Below are 20588 nucleotides of genomic sequence, written 5' to 3'. Positions count from 1 at the left end.
ATTTAATCTCCCCTTCCGCATATGTAAAATATACCCATTTAAATTTTGACGAATATATGTTCGTTTGCAAAGGTTGTAGTTTCGTTAACAATGGACCACCTACAGCAAATGGTCGACAGTTGCAAAGTCATCTAATTTAAAAATCCCATTCTGACAACTTACTTTTGTTATGGAACACTCGGAGACCAAATAGCTTTGTTCTGCAAGAAAATTAGGGTGTCTCTTTCGCAATTCCTCCTCGGTGATTACATTTATTAAGAAATCTGTTATCAAACCACCGTGTGTAACAACGATGATGCTATCCTGTGAATGTTCAACTGACAATTCCAATAAGCACGAAGATAAACGCTCACCTGCTTTCCTTGCAGAATCGCCTGTTGGCGGTGAAAAGTCTCTATCCTGTACGCATCGTTCCCACATCTCAACAAACTCCTCAAATGTTTGCCCAGGTATATCTCCCCAGTTGGCACGCTCTCGCAAACGAATATCCTCTGAAATGGTTGTCTTTGTTTCTTTTGCGATGAACATGGCTGTCTGCTTAGCCCTTTTAAGGGGACTGCTCACAATTTTATTAATCGGTATTTCACGAAAATGGTGTGCAGTCGCTTGAGCTTCCAATATGCCTTTGGATGATATAGCGACATCTCCAATCCCCTTTTCTTTTTTAGCATGTCTGACAAGGTAGAAATCAGTGGTCATTTCACGGCCTCCTACGATTTATTTTAAACTTCAAATAACTGTCCTGATCAGATTATGTTCCAAATTAATCTACCTACCATTCTATTTAAAAAGGTTTCTCATTAGAGCATATTTTACGCACTCCTTCATTGTATTTCAAGGTACTCTCTCCCTCTCCAGATTTTACGCTTTTATCCCTCCAGAGTCACTGAAACAAATGAAAGGAGACCCGTAACTACCGGATCTCCTTTTTTCATTTTCTCAAAATTGCTTGGGTAATTAGTCAGCTCAGACCTGCTTTAGACAATCCAAAAGCTGCATCAGCCGAGCCCGGCACAGTTTTGAAGCCGACGTTTATACGGTTCCAAGCATTGATCGCCATAATCGAGAAGGTCAGGTCCGAGATTTCTTTGTCAGACAACTGCTCACGAACGCGATCATAAACGTCGTCGGGCACACCATGCTCAGGTAGTTTGGTCAGGATCTCCGTCCATGCCAGTGCAGCCCGCTCGCGTGGAATAAACAGCGTCGATTCCCGCCAAATTGAGATGTGGTAAAGGCGAAGCTCGCTCTCGCCGTGGATCTTGGCCTGCTTGATATGCATATCCAGGCAGAAACCGCACCCATTGATTTGCGAGGCCCTGATGTGAACAAGATCGAGGATCTTCTCTTCAATTACGCTGTCTTTCTCGGCGTTGCTGAATTCCATTAATTTTTTAAAAAGTTCTGGTGATTGCTGCATATAATTTACACGTTGTGTCATAACAGTACCTCCTGTGTATTTTTTGGACACTAATAAGACAATTGACGACTTCAATGTGTGACACCCAACAGAGTTCTATTTTATGGATACATACCGCCTACCCATCAAACATCAAAAAAACTACCTGGCTCAAAGAAATGTATGTTGGATTCCGTTTAAGTGTTGTAATTTATCTGGATTCACTATAATGTAAATACGCTTGATCGTCATGGATTCAGCGTCCCATTCAAAACAAATAACCCCGGTTGGGAGGCCATCTTTCGTTAACAATATCCCTTGTTGATCATTGACCTCGACTAGCCGGGCCTTGGATTCAGGAAATCGATTTAACGAAAGTGCACTCAATAAGTCAAGCACACGTCCTTTGCTGTATATTGGATTAATAGCGGCGGACACCTTTCCTCCACCGTCGGCAATCAATATTACATCCTCGGTTAACAAGGCCACAAGTGATTGAATGTTTCCATTTGTCAGGGCAGAGATGAAGCGATTCACCAATTCCTTTTCTTCAAAGGGATGGGTTAATAACCATTCATTTTTTTCGGAGGATGACTCTACTTTTTTCTTGACACGACTGAATATTTTACGGCAATTGACTTCTGTTTTGTTAAATATTTCGCCAATTTCACTATGTTCATATGCAAAGACTTCTCTTAAAATAAACACAGCTCTTTCCATAGGCGTAAGTTTTTCCATAAGAATAAGAAAGGCATAAGAAATCGTATCATGACGCTCAACACTCTCTAAGGGACTAGGTTCGATGAATTGCACGGTTGGTTCTGGAAGCCAATTACCTACGTAGCTTATTCTTTTTTTTCGCACAGATTTTAATTCGTTCAGACATCGATTGATCATCATTTTGCTTAAGTACGATTTGATATTAATAATATTATCATTTAGATATCCATGAATGCTTATAAACAAATCTTGAACCATATCCTCTGCATCGGATCTAGAACCAAGCATACGGTAAGCAATAGAAAATAAATGAGCCTTGTAGGTTTTATACAAATCTTCGATGTTATCAATTGGTCGATCGTTTACATGCCTTTGCATAGTATCCCCCCTTATAGTGACACTAATAAGACAATTGGCGATGTCATTGTGTGACATGACTTTGCCTTCCCCGCACCATTCGGTTCCAGTAGGTAAATATAAAAAGCCCTTCCGCCGTAGGAGCAGCGAAAGGACTTCTGACAGTCAAACACGTGGTGAGTTCTTGCAGTATTGCCGGGCTTGCAGCCGGACAGCTAACTATTCATTGTTGGCATACGATTTTTATTAACCTACCTTGGCACCATGAGAAAGCGAAAACAATACAGATTGCTCTCTATCCATTCTCATACCTGTAATGGTGAATGTTTTAAAATCCACGCCTTCCATTTTAGCCCCTCTTACATCAGTACCTTGTAACTTGGCTTTTGCCAGTATGGCCATAGTCAGATCACAATCTCTTAAGTCGGCTTTTTCTAAATTTGCTGCTGACAAATCTGCTTCATGAAATTTAACCCCGCGCAAGTCCTGTTTAACTAATCGGGTATTTCTCAAATTGGTATATGACCAATCGCCTTGAAAAATAGTGATCCCATCCATATTAGAGCCCGAAAAATCCGAACCTGTCATTTTACATATTTCAAATTTAGCGACAAATAGATTAGCTCCGTTAAAATTGCAATTCTCAAACGCGGATTCTTTATGTATAGAGCCATTTAACAATGCTCCACGAAAATCACACTCGATGAAACGGCAGTTAGTGGATGTAATCTCCTCTAGTGATCCATTAGAAAAGAAGCAGCGTTTAAATGTGCAGCTTAGTAGCTCGCCGTACCTTAAATCTTGTGTGCCAAAGTTCACTTCTTCATATTTTTGATTACTATGCTGAAACATTAGATGCCCCCTATGTATGGTTATTAAGCTGTTTTGTCAATGTCAGATATACTTTTTTTAGTATAGCACACGGCTGTCAAGTACCTGTATGATCTCAACTAAAAGTCAAGCGCTTTATTTTTTCGCTTTTATTGTGGGGCTGGGTCTCAGTACCCGCCTGCAAACGAAAGCCCCGATCTATGCACCATTTCATGCAATATAGTTTTATACCTCCACATCTATTATCAACTTATCGGATGAAATAAAAGAAGCAGCGCCAGTCTTGGACGAGAAAAAGTCCGGGACTGACGCTGCTGTACAGGAACGACCGCTTTAGCTGTTGAACCTGGCTCTAAACTCGTTTAATGCCTCACCCTGCGACGGGTGAATCCCACGTATAAATGCGAGATACAGCGTGACATGATCGATCAGATAAACCAGCGAGCACATCCGCGCCAACCGGCTCTCACCCACGGAAGTGATGACGCGCACAGCACCCGCCCGGGAAGCCAGCACCTCCCGGGTCGCCCGCAGCCTTCTTCCCATAGGTTCTGTGTCCTCCCGATCATGGATCAGGGTAAAATGGAACTGACGCAGCATCGCGCTGTCGGCATCCCAGCCGTTAGCTTCGTCGTGATGAAGCCCCGACATTGCGTTGCTGAAAGCCATCACCTTACTGACCTCCGCCAATTGGTTCTTGAAGCGCACCGCAGAAGCATCCGTAAACGGCAGCGTGCCATATACCACAGGAATCAGTCCATCCATTTCAGTGGCAATTTGCTTGGCTTCATTGTCGGCCAGTACGGCCAGCGGCGAATAGGCCGGCGTCAATTGCTCGATCAATCGGATCGTTTCGGCAATCCCCTGATTGGGATCGGAGATCAGACCCAGCCGATGCAGAATAACGAGCATCGGAACAAGAACATGGCTGGTCGAGATCATTCGCGGCTGCCTGCCCGCGGGCAGCTGGAACAGCAAATGTCCATTCTGCTCGGCAAGCTCCCTCGCCTTCCCGCCTGCAGTCAGTACAATAATCGTCGCCCCGGTTGTGATCGCATGTCGGTAGGCGCTGACAATCTCCTCCGAACCGCCGGAATAGTTGACGATGAAGACAATCGAATCGGCATCGACATAAGCAGGCATTGAATACGCTTGTGAAAGAATAATCGGAACCTTGATTTCATCGAACAGCAGCGACTTCAACTGAACGAGACTGGCTACAGGCCCGCCGCCGACACTGCACATCACGATTTCATCTATCTTGCCGGACAGCGCCTTGACTTCAAGCGCCTTGGCCTGGGCATACCCATCTGCTATCCAGCTGGAATAATGGGCTGTTGCCTCGAACAATTGGGTCTTATCGAGCTGAAGCAGCGTATCGGATTGATCCAAATTGATTTTCATACCACGATCTCCTTTGGCGTTTCTTCAATCTTCACAACGATGGCGGCAAACTCCTGCAGCTCCGGCAGTTGAATCACTATCTTTCCGTTGGACATGGCATAGGTGGCTTCAACCTGCTCCGTTAAGCTTGTCAGCTGGCTGCAATGCCCTAGATCATGCAGCGTGATCTCCAGCCTATAGACTGGAAGCGGCTCGGAATACGTCATCCCATTAAAGCCGGACAGATTTAGCACATGCAGGATATAGGTTTGATCATCAAGCTTATTGAAGAACACCTCCACGTTGGACGGAGCGTTGGTCGTCAGCCTCCAGCGCTGGTCCAGCATATCATCCAATATATCGAGCACAATGTGCTTATGATCGGCAAAACCATACCTGTAGTACAGCTCCCCGGCCTGCCATGGCAGGTAAACAGCTCTGCGCAAGCTGTTCTTGCCTCCGCTGACCGGATTATCCGTACGGATCGAGGCTCCAAAGCTTTTGTCAGAAATCAGATGTCCCGATGCACGCTCCGGCGGGCCGAAGGTTGAGGGGGTGACAAAAGGCAGCTGCGGCAGCGTATGCGGCCCGAATTCAAGCTCCTGAAATGTCCCTTTCATAAAGATCCAGTCCCGCTCCTGAAAGCTTTTAAACAGTCCTTTATCGGCAGTTTTCAAATAGGCGGCGTCCCGTTCGTACACTTGTGCCTGCCCGGGCTTTAGATCGAATACACGCTGCATAAAAGATACATTGGCCGCTCCCTCGGTAAAGGAGCATCCCGTACTGATGAGCTGTACTCCTTCCTGATAAAGCGTCTCCAGCAGTTGCAGTCCCTCCTCGGAAAATTCGGCAATGTCGGGGATGATCACAGCCTTGTAGCCCTGCAGGCTGTCTCGTTGATTCAGCAAATTATTTTGATGAATCACATCAAACACGATATGCTGCTCCTTGAGCATCTTGAACAGGCCCGAGTATTCCTTCATACTTTTGGGTGCGGGTCCGCCTGGCTTGATCAGCGCAACATCCGCAGCGGACAGAAAGCTGCCATAATAAGCTTCATGGTCCTTATGGTATTTGAAAATTTCGGCAACGATCGGCAGATTCTCACGGTCCGGGTAATCCTCAAACACCCCGATAATGCAAAAGTCCAGGCCCGAGCCGCTGGCGAGGCTTTCCCTTAAGCGGATGCTCATCTCATGCTTGGAAACCGCTGTAAATCTATGTACCAGATCAATCGCATTGATACAGCAGTTGCTGATCAGCTTATCCTCCCACGAATCCTCCAGCGATTTTACATTTTCCGATGCTGAATACAGCCATAACGGGTGCGGACGCCTGTTATCCGTATTTGATTCCTTGCGGACAATATCGACCTTATGCTCGTTATAGGTCGATATCGCAATATCTTTGCCCGTGCTTGTTACCAACTCATGAATCCGCTCCAGCATTTCCTTCGTTGTCACATCCTGGAACACTTTGTACCTGCGGAACACGGGATCATCCAGGCTTTGCGTTTCGGGAAGCTCCAGACCGCTCCACTCGCGGAAGCGGGTTCTGCAGCTGTCGCAGAAGCAGATGCCGTAATCATAACCGCTATAATCGCGGGTCTGATAGCCGAACATATTGAAGAAGATACCGTCCACTTCGTATTGGGAAATAACCTCGTTGATCAACTGCAGCGAGTATTCACGCTGGTAGTAACCGTTGATGCACGTATGGACGATGCCATGGTAATTGACTTCCTTGCCTGCCTTGGTACGGTAAAACCACTCCGGCCGTTTATTGAACAGGCTTTCGTGCGCTTTGCTGAAATCAAACCGGGCAATGAACCTCATGTCCGCCGCATGCGCCTTGTCAATCGCTTCCTTGAGCAAATCCTTCTGCTGATTGGCGGCTCTGTAATGATATTCAAGCCGGGTCGGGTAAAAGGCGACAATACCGCCTGCATTCATCATCAGCACATTGGTAGATAGCTTCTTCAGGTCGCTGATCAGCAGATCCACATCAAGGTTCGCATCGGTTTCACGAAGATTATTCTGGATAAGCCGCAGCTGATTGCCGGACCACCATGATGCCATGGGCATAGCCTCCTTAGTAGCCTTTTCCGAATTGACGGATATTGATCATCTCGTCTGTCCTGCCAGTAAGGAACAAGTCGAGATTATGCATGAATCCCTGGCTGAATCGGGCGTGGAATTGATCCCCGCCGCCTGCGCAGTGCGGAGTGATGATGACGTTGTCCAGCTCCCAGAACGGACTTTCGGCCGGCAGCTTGCCGAGCTTGAATTCTTCACCGAACACATCCAGTCCGGCTCCGGCAATCTTGTTGTTTTTCAAATAATCGAATAAAATTTCTTCGTTGATCAGCGCCCCACGCGATATATTAATAATAAATGCACTCGGCTTCATCAGCCTGAACTGCTCCTCATCCAACAGATTAAGCGATGCGTCTGTTAGCGGCAGCGTCAGTATAATAAAGTCGCTTTGCACAATCACCTCATTCAGCTGCTCTTGCTTGTACATCCGGTCGAATTCAGGCAGTGGATTGCCGGTCGTATTGACGCCGATTACCTTCATACCGAAAGCGCGGGCGCGAATCGCCGTTTCCGTTCCGACATCCCCGGCTCCGATAATACCGGCCGTTTTTCCGGACAGATTTATAAAGGGGCCAATACGTCCCCAGGTATGCTCGAGCTGGTTTTTGACGCCTTTGACGCTGTTTCTAGCCAGCATCAGCATCTTGGTCATAATATCCTCGGCAATCGGCAGTCCCATCGAACCACGGGCATTGATTACGATAACACCACGTTCCTTTAAATAATCCATCGGCAGACGCTCGATACCGATATGGGCTACCTGCACCCACTTCACCCTGTCGCATTTCTCCAGAAAGTCCTGCTGCAGCGTTCGGTGATTGGCAATGATGATATCCGCGTCCGTATAGGCATCGGAATCGATAAGCTCCTGTTCTCCTTTAAACAGTGTGACTTCGATCCCCTTACTGTTCATTTCGGCAACCTGTCCAGAGTCGAACGGGTAGGTGGATACTAATTTCATAGGGCTTCCTCCTTAAAATTGGCTAAGCTTACTTGTTCAGTTTAAAGCGTTTGCAATGAGATACCTATACAAAAGATTTAAGATGATACCACTTTATTTGTGCGGCCTTCCTATTGGCTAAGCTTGAACTCCTGAGGTGTGACTCCATAATATTTCTTGAACACCCGGATAAAATAATGCGGTGTCTGATAGCCCAATTGGCTCGCGATGTTGTAAATTTTCTCATGCTTGTTGCGCAGCAGCTCGACGGCCTTCTCCATCTTGACCTTCATCACGTAATCGCTAATCCCGATACCGGTCTCGACCTTGTACATCTTGGACAAATACGCCGGATGCAAGGCGACATGATCGGCAATCGCCTGCAGCGAGGCGTCACCATCCATATGCTGCTCAATATAGGCCTGAATCCGTTCAACAACGGTCAATTTGGGGTCCTTCTGCTGCTTTTGCAGGTCATTTTGAAGCAGCGCGAACACATCGAATACCCACTCGCGTAACTGCGCAAGCGAATGAAAGGGACGAAAGGAACGGTTCTGCTGCAGCTTCTTCCCGTAATGACCTATCATGTTTTGCAGCTGCCGCCCGTTCTTATGTGAGATGTGCATAAAAGTGCCGGCGATGAAGAAGAAGGCCTCGCTCAAATACTCCGGCGATTCCCTCCACTTCGCATCCAACTCCTTAAAAACCAGCTCCAGCCGGTCCTCCGCCATATCCCAGCGACCTATTTCCAATAGGTGCAGCAGCATTGGCGGTTCATACAGGGAATGCAGCGAGCCTATTCGGATCGTCTCGGCATCATCAGTAACAACAGCAAAAAACTGCTGCTCACTGCCGATATGCTTACGGATTCCGGCAATGGCGCAATGATATAGAGGTACAACCTGCTCGGACAGACGTACCCAGCGATTGACCAGCAGGACCGATATTTTACGCTTCAGATAGGTTCTCGTTTTCTTCTGCAGCTCCCCGATATCCGCTGCCAGCTGCAGCCGGTACTGCTCATTCGTCTGCTCATGAAGCGGTTTTTGCAGCTGCTCATGATTGAGGCTGACCAGAAACACCAGATGTCCGTTGATGTCCTTGCAGTGCCAGAGATGGAAGGTTTCACGAAACACCTCCTCGGCCATATTCGTAATCGCATATTCCAAAAGGGACAGCTTGACTTCATCCTCTACAGCGCTTTCCTCATCCATCCGGATGACCATCATGCACACATAATCCTCGCAATCAAAAGGCAGCTCCAGCGCTCTCATCTTCTTGCATAACACGGGACGCGCGATTTCCCTGCCCTGCAGCAGGTCCATTAATAATTGGGAACGCAGAAAAGGAATGTTTTCACGCAACGTATACATCGCATTGTGGTATACCTCCTTCACATTCCACTCCTCCCGCAGCTCGCCGCAGATTTGCTCGATGAGAGCTGTCAATTCCCCGGTATCAACCGGCTTCATCAAATAACCTGCCGTCTTAAATTGAATAGCCTGCTTGGCATATTCAAAGTCACTGTATCCGGACATCAGTACACAGCGGATTTTCTCAGATATTGACCTTACGCTTTGGATAAGCTCCAGACCGTTCATATCGGGCATACGAATATCCGTAATCAGGATATCAATGGATTGGGCTCGGATCGTTTCCAACGCTTCCTTAGCCGAATAAGCCTTATAGACCGCTTTGACTCCGTAATCACACCAGGGAATCGTCTGAGCCATACTATCGACCTGGGCCGGATGATCGTCAACAATCAGCAACTGCATTTGCAACCCTCCGCTGCGAGTATGTTCTAAACAAGGAAACGAATCAGCTTATCCGTACTTTCATCGTAAGTGCAACCTTCCAGCCACCCAGCTTTGAAGCCGAAACGTGCAGGCCTGAGCCTCCCCCGAATTGATGCCTCAGCCGCTGATGCACGTTCCACATGCCATGTCCAAGCTCTTCATCCAGCCCTCTTTCAAACCTTTCATTGATCTGTGCAATCTCTTCCGGACCGCTGCCGATTCCGCTATCTTCGATGATCAGAGTGTGCTCTGTTTCGGTAGCATAACCGGAAATTCGGATCGTTCCGATTCCCGACTTGCATTCAATACCGTGAACGATGGCATTCTCTACAATTGGCTGGACAAGCAGCCGCGGAATAATACTCGCCTTCATCTCCTCCGGAACATCCAGCACATACTCCAATCTGCGGGTTTGCAGCTTGTGAATTTCCAAATAATTGACAATTAGATTCAATTCATTCTCCAGTGTAACCTCCTGATGCTCAATATGGGTTGCATAACGGTAATATTTACTCAAATGCTGTGTCATGGCAATGATTGCCTGCTTGTTTTCCAACTGGGCCATGCTCTGGATAAAAGCCAGGCTGTTATACAAAAAATGCGGATTAATCTGTGATTGCAGCTGCTTCAGCGTCGCGTCCCGCACCCTGATTTTCTCCCGCAGCACCTTTTCCACCAAATCCTGAATTTGCTCAGCCATGCTGTTGAAATGATTGAATAAAATCATGAATTCGCGGCTTGCCTTCAGCGTTATCCGTGTTGAGAAGTTTCCCCGCTTCAGATTGTTTACGCTTCCAATCAAGCGGGTTATCGGAACCTGGACATTTTTAAATAACAGGTAGGAAGCCATAATACTCGTCAGCAGCAGCATCGAGATCGTGATGTAGAACAAATTGCGGCTCGTCGTAATCGGTGCCAGCACGCTCTCCAGCGGCACCACGTCAACCAGGTACCAATCCAGAGAGCTGGATTTGGCATAACTCAGCATATATTTGATTCCATTCATCTCCACAGTCCTGCTGCCCGACCGCTGCAGCTTATCACCTTTGAGTAGTGCGGCCAGCTCCGAGACAGTTTGCCGATTTGCCGTGGAATTCATGATCGGATCATAGCCCTCATGAAAGAAAAACGGCTCCCCGACGCTGCCTGCTTTGAATTGGTCCAGCATCAGCTCGATATTCCGGGCTGCAAAAGCCACCTCAATGATGACATTTACCTGACTGAGATCGCCAAACAACAGCGACGGATCGGTCGAATATCGGTAAAAATAATTTGGCTGCTCGCTGCCCCCCGTATGGGGACGATAAACCCAGTCGGGTGACATATTTTTCTGAAAATAGCTTAAATCATAATTTTCCAGGGCATTCGTCGAAACCAGCTGCTTCAAAGCCGGTGAGTAGATCGACAGCTTATTCGTCCAGCTGTAGGAGGCGCTTTGCAGATTGATTTTTTCCAGCAGCGTTTGGCGAATCTGAATCGAATCGAACAACTCGTAGGACAAATGAATCGACTGGAATTTGACCGCCTCCGGTTCTCTGCCCAATGTAAAAGCTACCTTGGCCAGCTGATCCGCGTTCGTATCCATTTGATTCAAAAAAAAGGAGAGACGGTTCACATTCGATTTCTCAATTTCCGATTTCACGACATTCGTGCTCACCTGATTCGAATAAGCGAACAACAGCAGCAGCGGAATCAGCAGCAAGCACACAATGATCATGATTTTGCTGAAAATACTCAAGTTTTTCACCACGACATGAAGCACCCCATCACCTGTTATCCAATGATACCCATATTGTACAGAGCTGTCCCCGCAATGCACAACCCTTTTTTCACAGCAGGTCAAGATACAGACACTCAGGGATTTAGAAACGGAATGGGGTGTCAGGCCAGGCATCCATGCACGCTATTGTATTATTCCTTGACGGACCCGAGAATAACTCCCTTAACAAAGTAGCGCTGTAGAAACGGATATACCAGTAAAATAGGCAGAGCGCCGATAAACACCTGGGACGCCTTCACGGTCCGTGGCGATATGTTTTTGATCTCATCCTCGGTAAGACCGAGTACCGAGAAATTCTCGGATACAATAATCGATCGCAAAAAGGTTGAGATCGGATAATCACTGGCATTTGACAAATAAATCATCCCGTCAAACCAGGCATTCCAATGGGTCACCATCGCAAATAAAGAGAGCGTCGCCACCGCCGGCATCGAGATCGGCAAATAAATCGTGAACAGAATCCGCAAATGGCTGGCGCCGTCCATCAATGCTGCCTCCTCCAGCTCCTTGGGAATCGCACGGAAGAAGTTCAGCATCAGGATCAGATTCCAGATGCTCACGGCTCCGGGCAGCACCAGCGCCCAGATCGTATTCATCAGGCCAGTTCCCTTGACTACCAGATAAGTCGGAATCAAGCCCGCATGGAACAGCATCGTAAATACGAACAGCCAGGCATAGAACGTGCGCCCTTGAAACCGCGTTTCTTCCTTGGACAGCGGATAGGCCGCCAGCACAACCAGCAGCATGGACAGCGACGTGCCCAGTACGACCCGCTTGATGCCTATCCATAACGCATGGAGGAAGTTGCTGTTGCCAAGCGTCTCCGTATACGCTTCGAATGTAAAATGAACCGGCCAAAAGGTAACAATATTACCGGTCGCAGCAGCGCTGGAGCTTAACGAAATCGCCAATACATGAATCAACGGCAGAACGCAAAGCGCACTCAGGATGAACAAGCAGGCGTAGTTGCAATAAGAAAACACTTTATACGGCATCGATCGATACATGGCAGCTCACCCGCTTCAGAATATTCGATAGTTGGCAAATTTGTAGGCCAACCGGTATGAAACGACAACAAGTATAAAGCCAATCAGCGATTTGAACAAACCGACAGCTGAGGCAAAGCTGAATTGTCCACCGACAAGCCCGACCCGATAAACGAAGGTATCAATAATATCGCCTTTGTTATATACCAGCGGATTATAGAGATTAAATATTTGATCAAAACCGCCGTCGAGAATTTTGCCGAGCGCCAATGTCGTGACAACGGCGACAATCGGCAGCACGGAAGGTACGGTAATATGAATCGTTTGCTCCCAGCGGTTGGCTCCATCCACCTCAGCAGCCTCGTACAAGGCAGGATTGATTCCGCTTAATGCGGCCAAATACACGATCGCCGAGAACCCAAAATCCTTCCATACATCGCTGACGATAACCGTAACCCGGAACCAATCCCCGTCTCCCAGAAAAAAAATCGGCTGAAACCCAAGCAGCTGCACCACATGGTTCACAATCCCATCCTTTACCGACAGCACATCAATCAATATCCCGCCAAGAATAACCCATGATAAAAAATGCGGCAGATACACAAGGGTTTGCACCGCCCGCTTGAAATACGTCTTTCGGACCTCATTCAGCAGGAGAGCAAATATAAAGGGAATCAAGATATTGGTACTGATCTTCAGCGTCGAAATTATGATCGTATTGATAATGACCTGTACGCTGTCGGGATAGGTGAATAAATATTTAAAATGATCCAGCCCCACCCATTCGGAATTTATGATGCCCAGCCAAGGCTTGTATTCTTTAAAAGCTATGACGATACCGAGCATCGGGATATATTGATATATAATGACCACGATTAGTGCAGGCAGCAGCAGCAGATGAAAGCTCCAGGTTCTTTTAAAATAGGAGATGAATTTGGAGTTTTTTCTGGCAGCAGCAGTCTGTGTATCCGTGATCGGACGGATCAGCTCGCTCATATGCCTGCCCTCCTATTTTTTTAGCGATTTGTACCACTCGTTGACTTCTTTGGTAATCTCATCGCCTCCGCTTGCTTTCCAGTCCGATACAAATTTATCGAAGGCTTCAACCGGCAGCTTACCATATATAATTTGGGTAAAGGTTTCCTTTTCCATTTTTTCAAGAAGCTCCAGCTTGGTCCGCATCGTTTTGGTTGGTGCACCTTTAAATTCATTCGCCAGATCGAATTTGTTCTGCTCTACCCTGATTTTCCCTGCTAATTGATGCACAGGCACGCGGTCCTTGATGCTGTCCTCGATAGGATTGGCAGGTGTCGCCTTCGGGTCGTTGGCAAATTTGAGGATACCCTCATCGTATGAATAGGGCCGATTTAAATTCGTTCCGCCGATTAGCGAAGCATAGGCTTTGGCTTCAATCGGTGTTTTGCCGTCGGGCAGCGGCCATTTGTCCTTAGGAATACCTGCCTGCTCGAACTGCTGGTAAACCGGCTTGCCATCCTTCATCACATAATCATAGCCTTCGTGATTGCCAAGATAGAACTCCGAATCCTTGACGAAAAACTGGTATTCGAACATCTTCTGATAATAAGCAAACCACGCATCGATATGCTTGAAGTCCTTATTGAACAGAATTCCGCGCTTCACCATCGGCGTCTCGACTCTTCCTATATTGCCCGTTGGACCTGCAGGAAGATAAAGCGGCTTGAATTCCGCCTGCGGATTGTTTTTTGTCGTATCCAGCAGCGGATTCGGATACATATGGTACTCACCGGCAACCAAGCCGGCAGAGCCGTTGACGAAGCTTTCGGTTGCTTTGTTCTTGTCTTTAATGCCCGCTTCCGGATCGATATAGCCCTTGGCCATCCAGTCGCGAATTTTTGAAAGCGCTTGCTTAACAGATGGCTGAATAGAGCCATACATCAAATTACCGTCCTTATCCTTGGTCCATTGAAAGGGCATGTTGTTACCATAAGCGCCGAATACCCAATCGACTGTTGCTCTCGTTCCATTGACCCGATCCAGCATGGAAAGCGCGAGACCGAATGTATCCTTCTTGCCGTTTCCATCCGGGTCCTGATTCGTAAAGGCGTCAAACACTTTGTCCATATCATCGATTGTTTTGGGATCAGGCAGATTTAATTTTTTCAACCAATCCTGCCGTACCCAAAATATAGTGCCGCCAGTCAGGCTCTCGTACATCGGGATTCCGTACGTCTTGCCACTGCTTTTAAACATATTAAATCCATCTGGATATTTGGCATACAAATCCTTGATATTTTGCGGAGCATATTTGGCAATTGCCTCATCTACAGCCATCACCTTGCCGGACTGGATTAATTCGCTGATCAGCGTCGGATCGCTCACTTGAAAAACATCAGGCAGGGGATCGCTTCCGGCCAGCAGCAGACGCAGCTTGGTATTGAAATCCTTATCATTGTTCACGACAAATGTATGTTTGACTTGAATCCCCATTTTATCCGCCATCCAGCGGGTGTGCACATTATCCTCAATCGTTTCGCCCGGTTTAAACTTCACATTCGGATCCAGCACACGCGCTGTTGAAATTGTAATTGCAGGATCATATTTTCCATTGACTACCTTGGCAGCTGCTCCTGTCGTTTCGCTTTTACCATCCGCACAGCCTGCGACCGCCAACGCCATGCTTAATACCGTACCCGTGAGCACATAATTTTTATGTGACATGAACATGTTATTCTTCCCCCTACTGTACAAATATTTGGCTTACTTTTATTGTAAATCAGAGGGTCGGGTGAATATATACAAAAATTTTAAGGTGATACCACAATTGCTTAAATCCGAGCAAATCCAAGGAAACTGAAACATGCCCCAGTAGTGGACTGAGGCATGTTAATGGGACTTTTAAGCATGAAAAAGCCCCCGATACTCGGGAGCTCTCTGAGATTCGCTTATGTTGCTGCGCACTTCTTAACTGCTTCCTTGCTTGACCTTCTCGAAGAAATGCTCACTGCCGACCTGGCCTCCTTTAAGCACCAGCTCCAATCCATCAATCTGCGGATGATGGGAATAAGCTATGCATAGTGGAGCTCCCGGATCTAGCACTGCCCTGCATTCTAATGCATAGATACCAAGCTCACGAGTAATATAACCGGAGGTATCACCACCTGCAATCAGGATTCGGGAAAGTCCAAGCTCGGCAGCCAACCTGCGGGTTAGTACACCAAGTGCACTTCCTAATATACGGCCACTGTCCTCAGCTTTTAAACTCTGCTTCCTAAGCGCTTCACGGATCATAGCGATACTGTCATCAGTCGGACCTGCAGCGGTATACAAGATTACGCTTTTCCCATCTGTTATCGCCTTATGGGCTTCATGTTCCAGCTTTGCAAGTGCTGCTGCTGTCCGATCTGGCTGGATCAGATCATGAACCGGAACCTGTATGCCGACAAAGCCCGCTTCCATGGCTAAACGGATCTGTTTCTCAGTTACAGGTGAACAGCTGCCTGATACGACCAGCAGCTGTTCCACGTTTCCAGCCGCTTCATGTTTTCCAATCGATGCAGCAATGAGCCCCTCTGCCTGCCAGCAGGCGCCAAGTGCGTATTCGACACCTGAGGAACCGATTACGAATAATCCGCCATCTGCTTTGGCTGCTTCAGCCCAGATTAATCGGCCTGCTGTCTCCAGCCTTGACTCATCCAGCACATCAAAGAGAACAAGATCCGGCTGTTCATCGTGAACCAGGTTATGCAGCCTTTGTTCCACCTTTTCATAAATTCCGTCCAAGGCTATTAGATCAAACAGCGAGGTTTTAAGCAGGGTCTGCTTTTGCAAATGCTTCCTTAGATCAGCCTCTGCCATCGGTGTCACAGGATGCTGTGACATCGTCGGATGACGGTCCAGTCTGTGTACGGTATCTCCGGCTGCCGCAAAATGATTGCCAAATATCGTGTACCTTCGCAAATAAGGAACACCCACGAGTAGAGGTATATAACGGCTTCTGAACACAGCCTTACCTATTTCTGCTGCCTTACCGATGCTTCCGGTATCAGGTGAGGAATCGAAAGTAGAACAGATTTTATAATGAGTGACAGCAGCTCCTGCGGTTTTAAGCGTCTCCAGCAGCGGTCGCAGCTCGGTGTCCATCGCTTCAGGCGATAGCGATCTCCCTACACCCGCTACTCCAAAGCATTGTACGTTCCGAAACTGTTCACTCAGCATCGCCTCTGTAGGGGGTTCCAGGAACAATACCGTGCTGAGACCCGTCTGAAACAAGGATTCTAGAACATCTGTTGATCCTGTAAAATCATCTCCATAGTAGCAGAGCAGACGTTTGAACTTCGAGCATTCCTGATCAGGCCTCGACAAGAGATTTTGTTTATGAGACTGCCCCTTCCGCTGTTCAAGATATGAAGTCAAGTTATTAGCAGAGTTCAATTGGAGACTTTCTAATTGGACCTGTTCCTCATCCGTTGTTGGTTTTTCATTAGAATTCGTCTGCATCTCCGGTCAACCTTTCCCGTACTTATCGATTGCATGCTGCAGGGCCGGATGCTGCCGGGCATACAATTCAAGTGGAATTCCCTGTATAGCCGCCTCCCAGCCCAGCTTCATACTTTCAAATCCGGCTGCTGGTCCGTCAGGGTGGGCCAGCATACCACCACCAGCCAGATGCATCACATCAACTGAACCTACAGCACTGTAGGTTACAGGTGCCGTTCCCGCCCATTGCATGGAGGAGACTACTGGCATCGTTGTGTACCCGCCAAGAATTGGGGTTGTACAAGCATGTATGGAACGAGTAACCGATTCGTTGCTTTCATAAAACTTACTGTTTAAACCATTAACATGCAGGTGATCCGCACCGGCAAGCCGACACAGCTTTTGGTAAGCCGTGAATTCAATGCCCAAGAATGGGCAGCGCGTCAGCATCCCCCACTGGTTACGGTGACCATGAATGGGAACCTCGCTATAGCTGTTCAGGGCAGCAAGACCAGAGAGCCCTACACTAAGTATACTGACCATCACGCAGTTCCCTCCTGCCTTCACGACCAGATCATGATTGCGACGCAGCTCATCATAATCACCCGTAATATTGAAGGCATACATCAGCTTCTTTCCCGTGACATCCGCTGCACGCTCAACCGCTTCCATGACTGCCTTTACCTTATGCTCTATCGGAGCGAAAGGGGGATTGGCATTTAATTCATCATCCTTGATAAAATCCATTCCCGCTTCTGCCAGCTTGCCGACCAAGCTGGACAATTGTTCGGTAGTTAAACCTATACTTGGTTTTACAATCGTCCCAAGAATAGGTCGGTCATAGACACCTGTCAGCCTTCGTGTTCCTGCAATACCGAATTTAGGACCTGGATAACGTGAAGTGAATGCCTCCGGCAGCTCAAGATCCATCAGGCGAAGACCCGACAGCTCTTGAAGCTCATATAAATTTCCAGCTACAGCTGACATCAGGTTCGGTATGGAGGGGCCAAAATTGTGGAGCGGAAACGATACGGTAATGATGCCGCGGCGAAATCGTCCGTCATGCGGAACAGGGATTTTCGCACCAGGCAAGGAAGGCGTATCCACCTCCTCCAAAGCTTCGATCCGCTCAACCGTTGCCCCATATCGCTCCTTCAACTCATCTGTCTCTCCTGGTACCGCTGTAAAGGTGCCAGTGGATTGCTCTCCCGCGATAGTTGCAGCTGCACGCTCCAAGGAATAAGGGGTTTCTACCAAATATGTCGCTTTCACTCGTTCCTGATTCAATGGTTCTCCTCCAATACTCATATCTCTATGCAGTCGGTTCGGCTGCCTCAGCTGCTGCCAGTACAGCTTTTACTGCTTCAACACCCATCCGCGGTGAAGACAAAACGGGCTTACCGGTCACTTCGGCAAGCGTCCTCTCCATTCTCGCCATTGAGCCCTGTGCCAGCACAAGAACGTCCGCTTCAGCCGCGATCCGCTTGGCCGTTTCCAGCAAAATCCTGTCATGCTCTTCGGGGTGGCCACCTACCAGCGCATCGAATGCACCATCGGCAAGTCCATTAACCAATGCAACCTGTTTACCTGCCAGGTCTGCTTGCTTGCGAATCAACCGCATTGTTGGCTCCAAGGTCGACGGCAGTGTGGCCAATACCCCAATACGCTCGTAACTGAGAGCTGCTTTGGCCGCCATCGACTCATCAATCTTCACAATGGGCACACCAATCAAACGTCGAGCATCATCGGCGACTTCACCTACGGAGGAGCACGTATTCAGAATAACATCAGCTCCCATCTCTTCCCCGTGATGAAAATATTGCACTAATCTCCGCGCTACGCCTGGTGGCACATGGCCTGCCTTCACGACATCACCAATCAGACTGTCGTCGATGATATTAACTAGCCGAACATCTGGCAGAAGCTCTTTAAATACCGCCTTCAGCGGATCGGCCAGCCCTTGACCGGTATATACAGCTACTACGGTTTTCATATCGATATGCCTCCAGAACAGATTAATTTTTTTACGTTAAGGGTTACCATACAAATTCCTTGTCCAGCCGACGGTACTCACCCTCGCGCATGGGCGCTTCATTATATACTTTACGCCCGCTGTATAGCGGCTTCTTCGTTCCTTGCGGTGTAATACCGACGACATCATCGCCGCGCCACTGCGTCTCGAACGTTTGTCCGACTGCATTTTCGAGCGTACGGCGATAGCTGAGCGGGAACGTCACTGTGATGGTCTCTCCAGCCGCAGCGGGTCCGAGAACCAGGAAATGCTTGTTCACCCATCTGCTCTCCTCATTGCCTTTGCCTTCCGTTTCAACACCATCAATGCTGCGGGTAAAGCGAATTTTCGTAAAACCGGCCCATTCCGGAATCCGAATCAATAATCGTGGGATATCCATATGAACATCAATGACGACTTTACCCTCATGTGGCAGGTAACTGCTGACATCGAGCCATTTGGAGCCCCGATTCAACAGGAAATTGATGCTGACCGTCCCGTTCTTCTCCGTCACGCTGTTGCTCCAGCCCATGAATAGCCCCCGTGTACCCGAGCCGAGGCAGCATATTTGCAAATCACTTGTATGTCCCCGGCCTTCATTCACATCACAGACAAAATCATTCGGTGCCGAATATCCGGCGAACGCTCCTCTGGTACGTTTACCTACTTGGAAATAAGTGGTATGAGCATGAATATCGTTGGATTGATCATCCGAATCCTCTACCCAATCGAGATCCAATAACTGCGATTCCGCCAAATGGTTGCGCAGGAACCTCTCGACCACACCCCAGTACTCCACATAACCGCTCTTCGCCAGCGTAATTCCGGTAGCGATCAAATCGACCAATGAGCAGGTTTCGTGCTCGTAGGCTTGCTCATGCAAATCTCCAGGCGTCCAGCCGAAGGCTGTGGATTTGGTCAGCGCCCAATCGTAGCACTTTTTCACCCAGCTGATCATTGCCGCATCCCCGGTAAAAGCGCCAAACCGCGCTATCGCATCCAAAGTACCGATACGTGTGTGAAAATGACCGCTGCGATAGGCGAGTGAATCATTAAAGCTGCCATCCTGATTGAAGACACCGCTCCGCTCGATAATTAGAGCTGTAAAAAATTGACACAAATCAAATGCATCCTGATTGCCTGTCAGCTCGTGATATTTTAAGAGCGGCATCACCAAACGTCCGCAAAAGGCAGCAGGATCCGGCGCCAGCCGCAGCTGGATACCGTTGGCAGAAGGCCAGCCGGTTTCTTTATACTCTGAAGCGGGGTAGTACCAGACATCACGCTCCTTGATCGCGATCCGCTTTAATGCAGCTACGTGTCGATCCGCCGCTTCCTTAACCGCCACATCGCCGGTTTCCATAAACCAGGTCGTCAACGATAAAATAACTGCGCGTTGATCGATCAGATTGGCGTTCGGCTCCCAATTCCGGGTCGGATTGATCTGGCGATAGCTCATCCCGTCTTCCTTGAAGAAAGATAGCAGATTGGCCCGATAACGTGCCTCCACCTCTGCACCGAAGGTTTCACCCGACATATGGCGGGCAAGGATCAGTCCGTCAATCATTCTGCCATGTGAGGAACCGTAGTCCCAATCTCCATGCGACATTTTTGACGGTTTATTCATCAAATCCGCCCCGAAAAAGGGAATGTAATTATGATCGCTATCGGCCATGCCTACCATCGCATTAATGGCAGCTCGCGCACGCTCCTCCAGCATAAGTGTATCCGGGATCCATCGTTTATGATCATCCCTGTTCAAATTATCGTTTTTAACAGTGTCCACAGTTGTTCTCTCCCTATCTTTAAAAGTCCGATGAATAAGTCT

At 48.0% G+C, this 20588-nt stretch carries 16 protein-coding genes; all 16 read right to left on the bottom strand.

Going from position 1 to position 20588, the window contains the following annotated elements; translation table 11 throughout:
• Positions 1-99: 99 nt before the first annotated feature.
• Positions 100-699: a histidine phosphatase family protein gene (locus NST47_RS18660; RefSeq protein ID WP_341156446.1), complete on the bottom strand. Its 600-nt coding sequence runs from the start codon at positions 697-699 to the stop codon at positions 100-102.
• A gap of 262 nt (positions 700-961) precedes the next feature.
• Complete coding sequence (locus NST47_RS18655; protein ID WP_341156445.1) at positions 962-1441, bottom strand: carboxymuconolactone decarboxylase family protein; 480 nt, start codon at positions 1439-1441, stop codon at positions 962-964.
• Between the two features lie 129 nt (positions 1442-1570).
• Positions 1571-2497, bottom strand: a complete 927-nt coding sequence (locus NST47_RS18650; protein WP_341156444.1) for an RNA polymerase sigma-70 factor — start codon at positions 2495-2497, stop codon at positions 1571-1573.
• Positions 2498-2722: 225 nt separating this feature from the next.
• Positions 2723-3328, bottom strand: coding sequence for a pentapeptide repeat-containing protein (locus tag NST47_RS18645; RefSeq protein WP_341156443.1), 606 nt, complete (start codon positions 3326-3328; stop codon positions 2723-2725).
• A gap of 312 nt (positions 3329-3640) precedes the next feature.
• Positions 3641-4711, bottom strand: a complete 1071-nt coding sequence (locus NST47_RS18640; protein ID WP_341156442.1) for a bifunctional phosphoglucose/phosphomannose isomerase — start codon at positions 4709-4711, stop codon at positions 3641-3643.
• Entirely contained in the window at positions 4708-6768 is a 2061-nt protein-coding gene (locus tag NST47_RS18635; RefSeq protein ID WP_341156441.1) for a family 10 glycosylhydrolase, read from the bottom strand. Before NST47_RS18635 ends, NST47_RS18640 begins: the two co-directional genes overlap by 4 nt.
• Before the next feature lie 13 nt (positions 6769-6781).
• Positions 6782-7747 carry a D-2-hydroxyacid dehydrogenase gene (locus NST47_RS18630; protein ID WP_341156440.1) on the bottom strand — a complete coding sequence of 322 codons (966 nt, stop codon included), beginning with the start codon at positions 7745-7747 and terminating at the stop codon, positions 6782-6784.
• A 110-nt stretch (positions 7748-7857) separates the two neighbouring features.
• Positions 7858-9504: a response regulator gene (locus NST47_RS18625; RefSeq protein WP_341156439.1), complete on the bottom strand. Its 1647-nt coding sequence runs from the start codon at positions 9502-9504 to the stop codon at positions 7858-7860.
• Positions 9505-9547: 43 nt separating this feature from the next.
• Entirely contained in the window at positions 9548-11263 is a 1716-nt protein-coding gene (locus tag NST47_RS18620; RefSeq protein ID WP_341156438.1) for a sensor histidine kinase, read from the bottom strand.
• A 173-nt stretch (positions 11264-11436) separates the two neighbouring features.
• A complete protein-coding gene (locus tag NST47_RS18615; RefSeq protein WP_076236195.1) occupies positions 11437-12312 on the bottom strand; it encodes a carbohydrate ABC transporter permease in 876 nt (291 codons plus the stop codon).
• Positions 12313-12327: 15 nt separating this feature from the next.
• Positions 12328-13221 (bottom strand): ABC transporter permease, encoded by an 894-nt coding sequence (locus tag NST47_RS18610; RefSeq protein WP_341159698.1) that lies wholly within the window; start codon positions 13219-13221, stop codon positions 12328-12330.
• 78 nt (positions 13222-13299) lie between these two features.
• Positions 13300-14997 carry an extracellular solute-binding protein gene (locus NST47_RS18605; RefSeq protein ID WP_262683663.1) on the bottom strand — a complete coding sequence of 566 codons (1698 nt, stop codon included), beginning with the start codon at positions 14995-14997 and terminating at the stop codon, positions 13300-13302.
• Between the two features lie 237 nt (positions 14998-15234).
• The gene (locus NST47_RS18600; protein WP_341156437.1) at positions 15235-16635 is read right to left on the bottom strand and encodes a four-carbon acid sugar kinase family protein; all 1401 of its coding nucleotides are present in this window, start codon (positions 16633-16635) and stop codon (positions 15235-15237) included.
• Between the two features lie 141 nt (positions 16636-16776).
• Positions 16777-18036 carry a ribulose-bisphosphate carboxylase large subunit family protein gene (locus tag NST47_RS18595; RefSeq protein WP_341156436.1) on the bottom strand — a complete coding sequence of 420 codons (1260 nt, stop codon included), beginning with the start codon at positions 18034-18036 and terminating at the stop codon, positions 16777-16779.
• A gap of 25 nt (positions 18037-18061) precedes the next feature.
• On the bottom strand, positions 18062-18742 hold the full coding sequence (locus tag NST47_RS18590) for an aspartate/glutamate racemase family protein (RefSeq protein WP_341156435.1): 681 nt from the start codon (positions 18740-18742) through the stop codon (positions 18062-18064).
• Between the two features lie 43 nt (positions 18743-18785).
• Positions 18786-20546 (bottom strand): hypothetical protein, encoded by a 1761-nt coding sequence (locus tag NST47_RS18585; protein ID WP_341156434.1) that lies wholly within the window; start codon positions 20544-20546, stop codon positions 18786-18788.
• Between the last annotated feature and the right edge of the window lie 42 nt (positions 20547-20588).

The organism is Paenibacillus sp. FSL H8-0034 (genome assembly GCF_038000305.1).
Lineage (GTDB): Bacteria > Bacillota > Bacilli > Paenibacillales > NBRC-103111 > Paenibacillus_S.
Note: the sequence above shows the minus strand (reverse complement) of the source record. Positions and strands in the feature narration are given on the sequence as shown.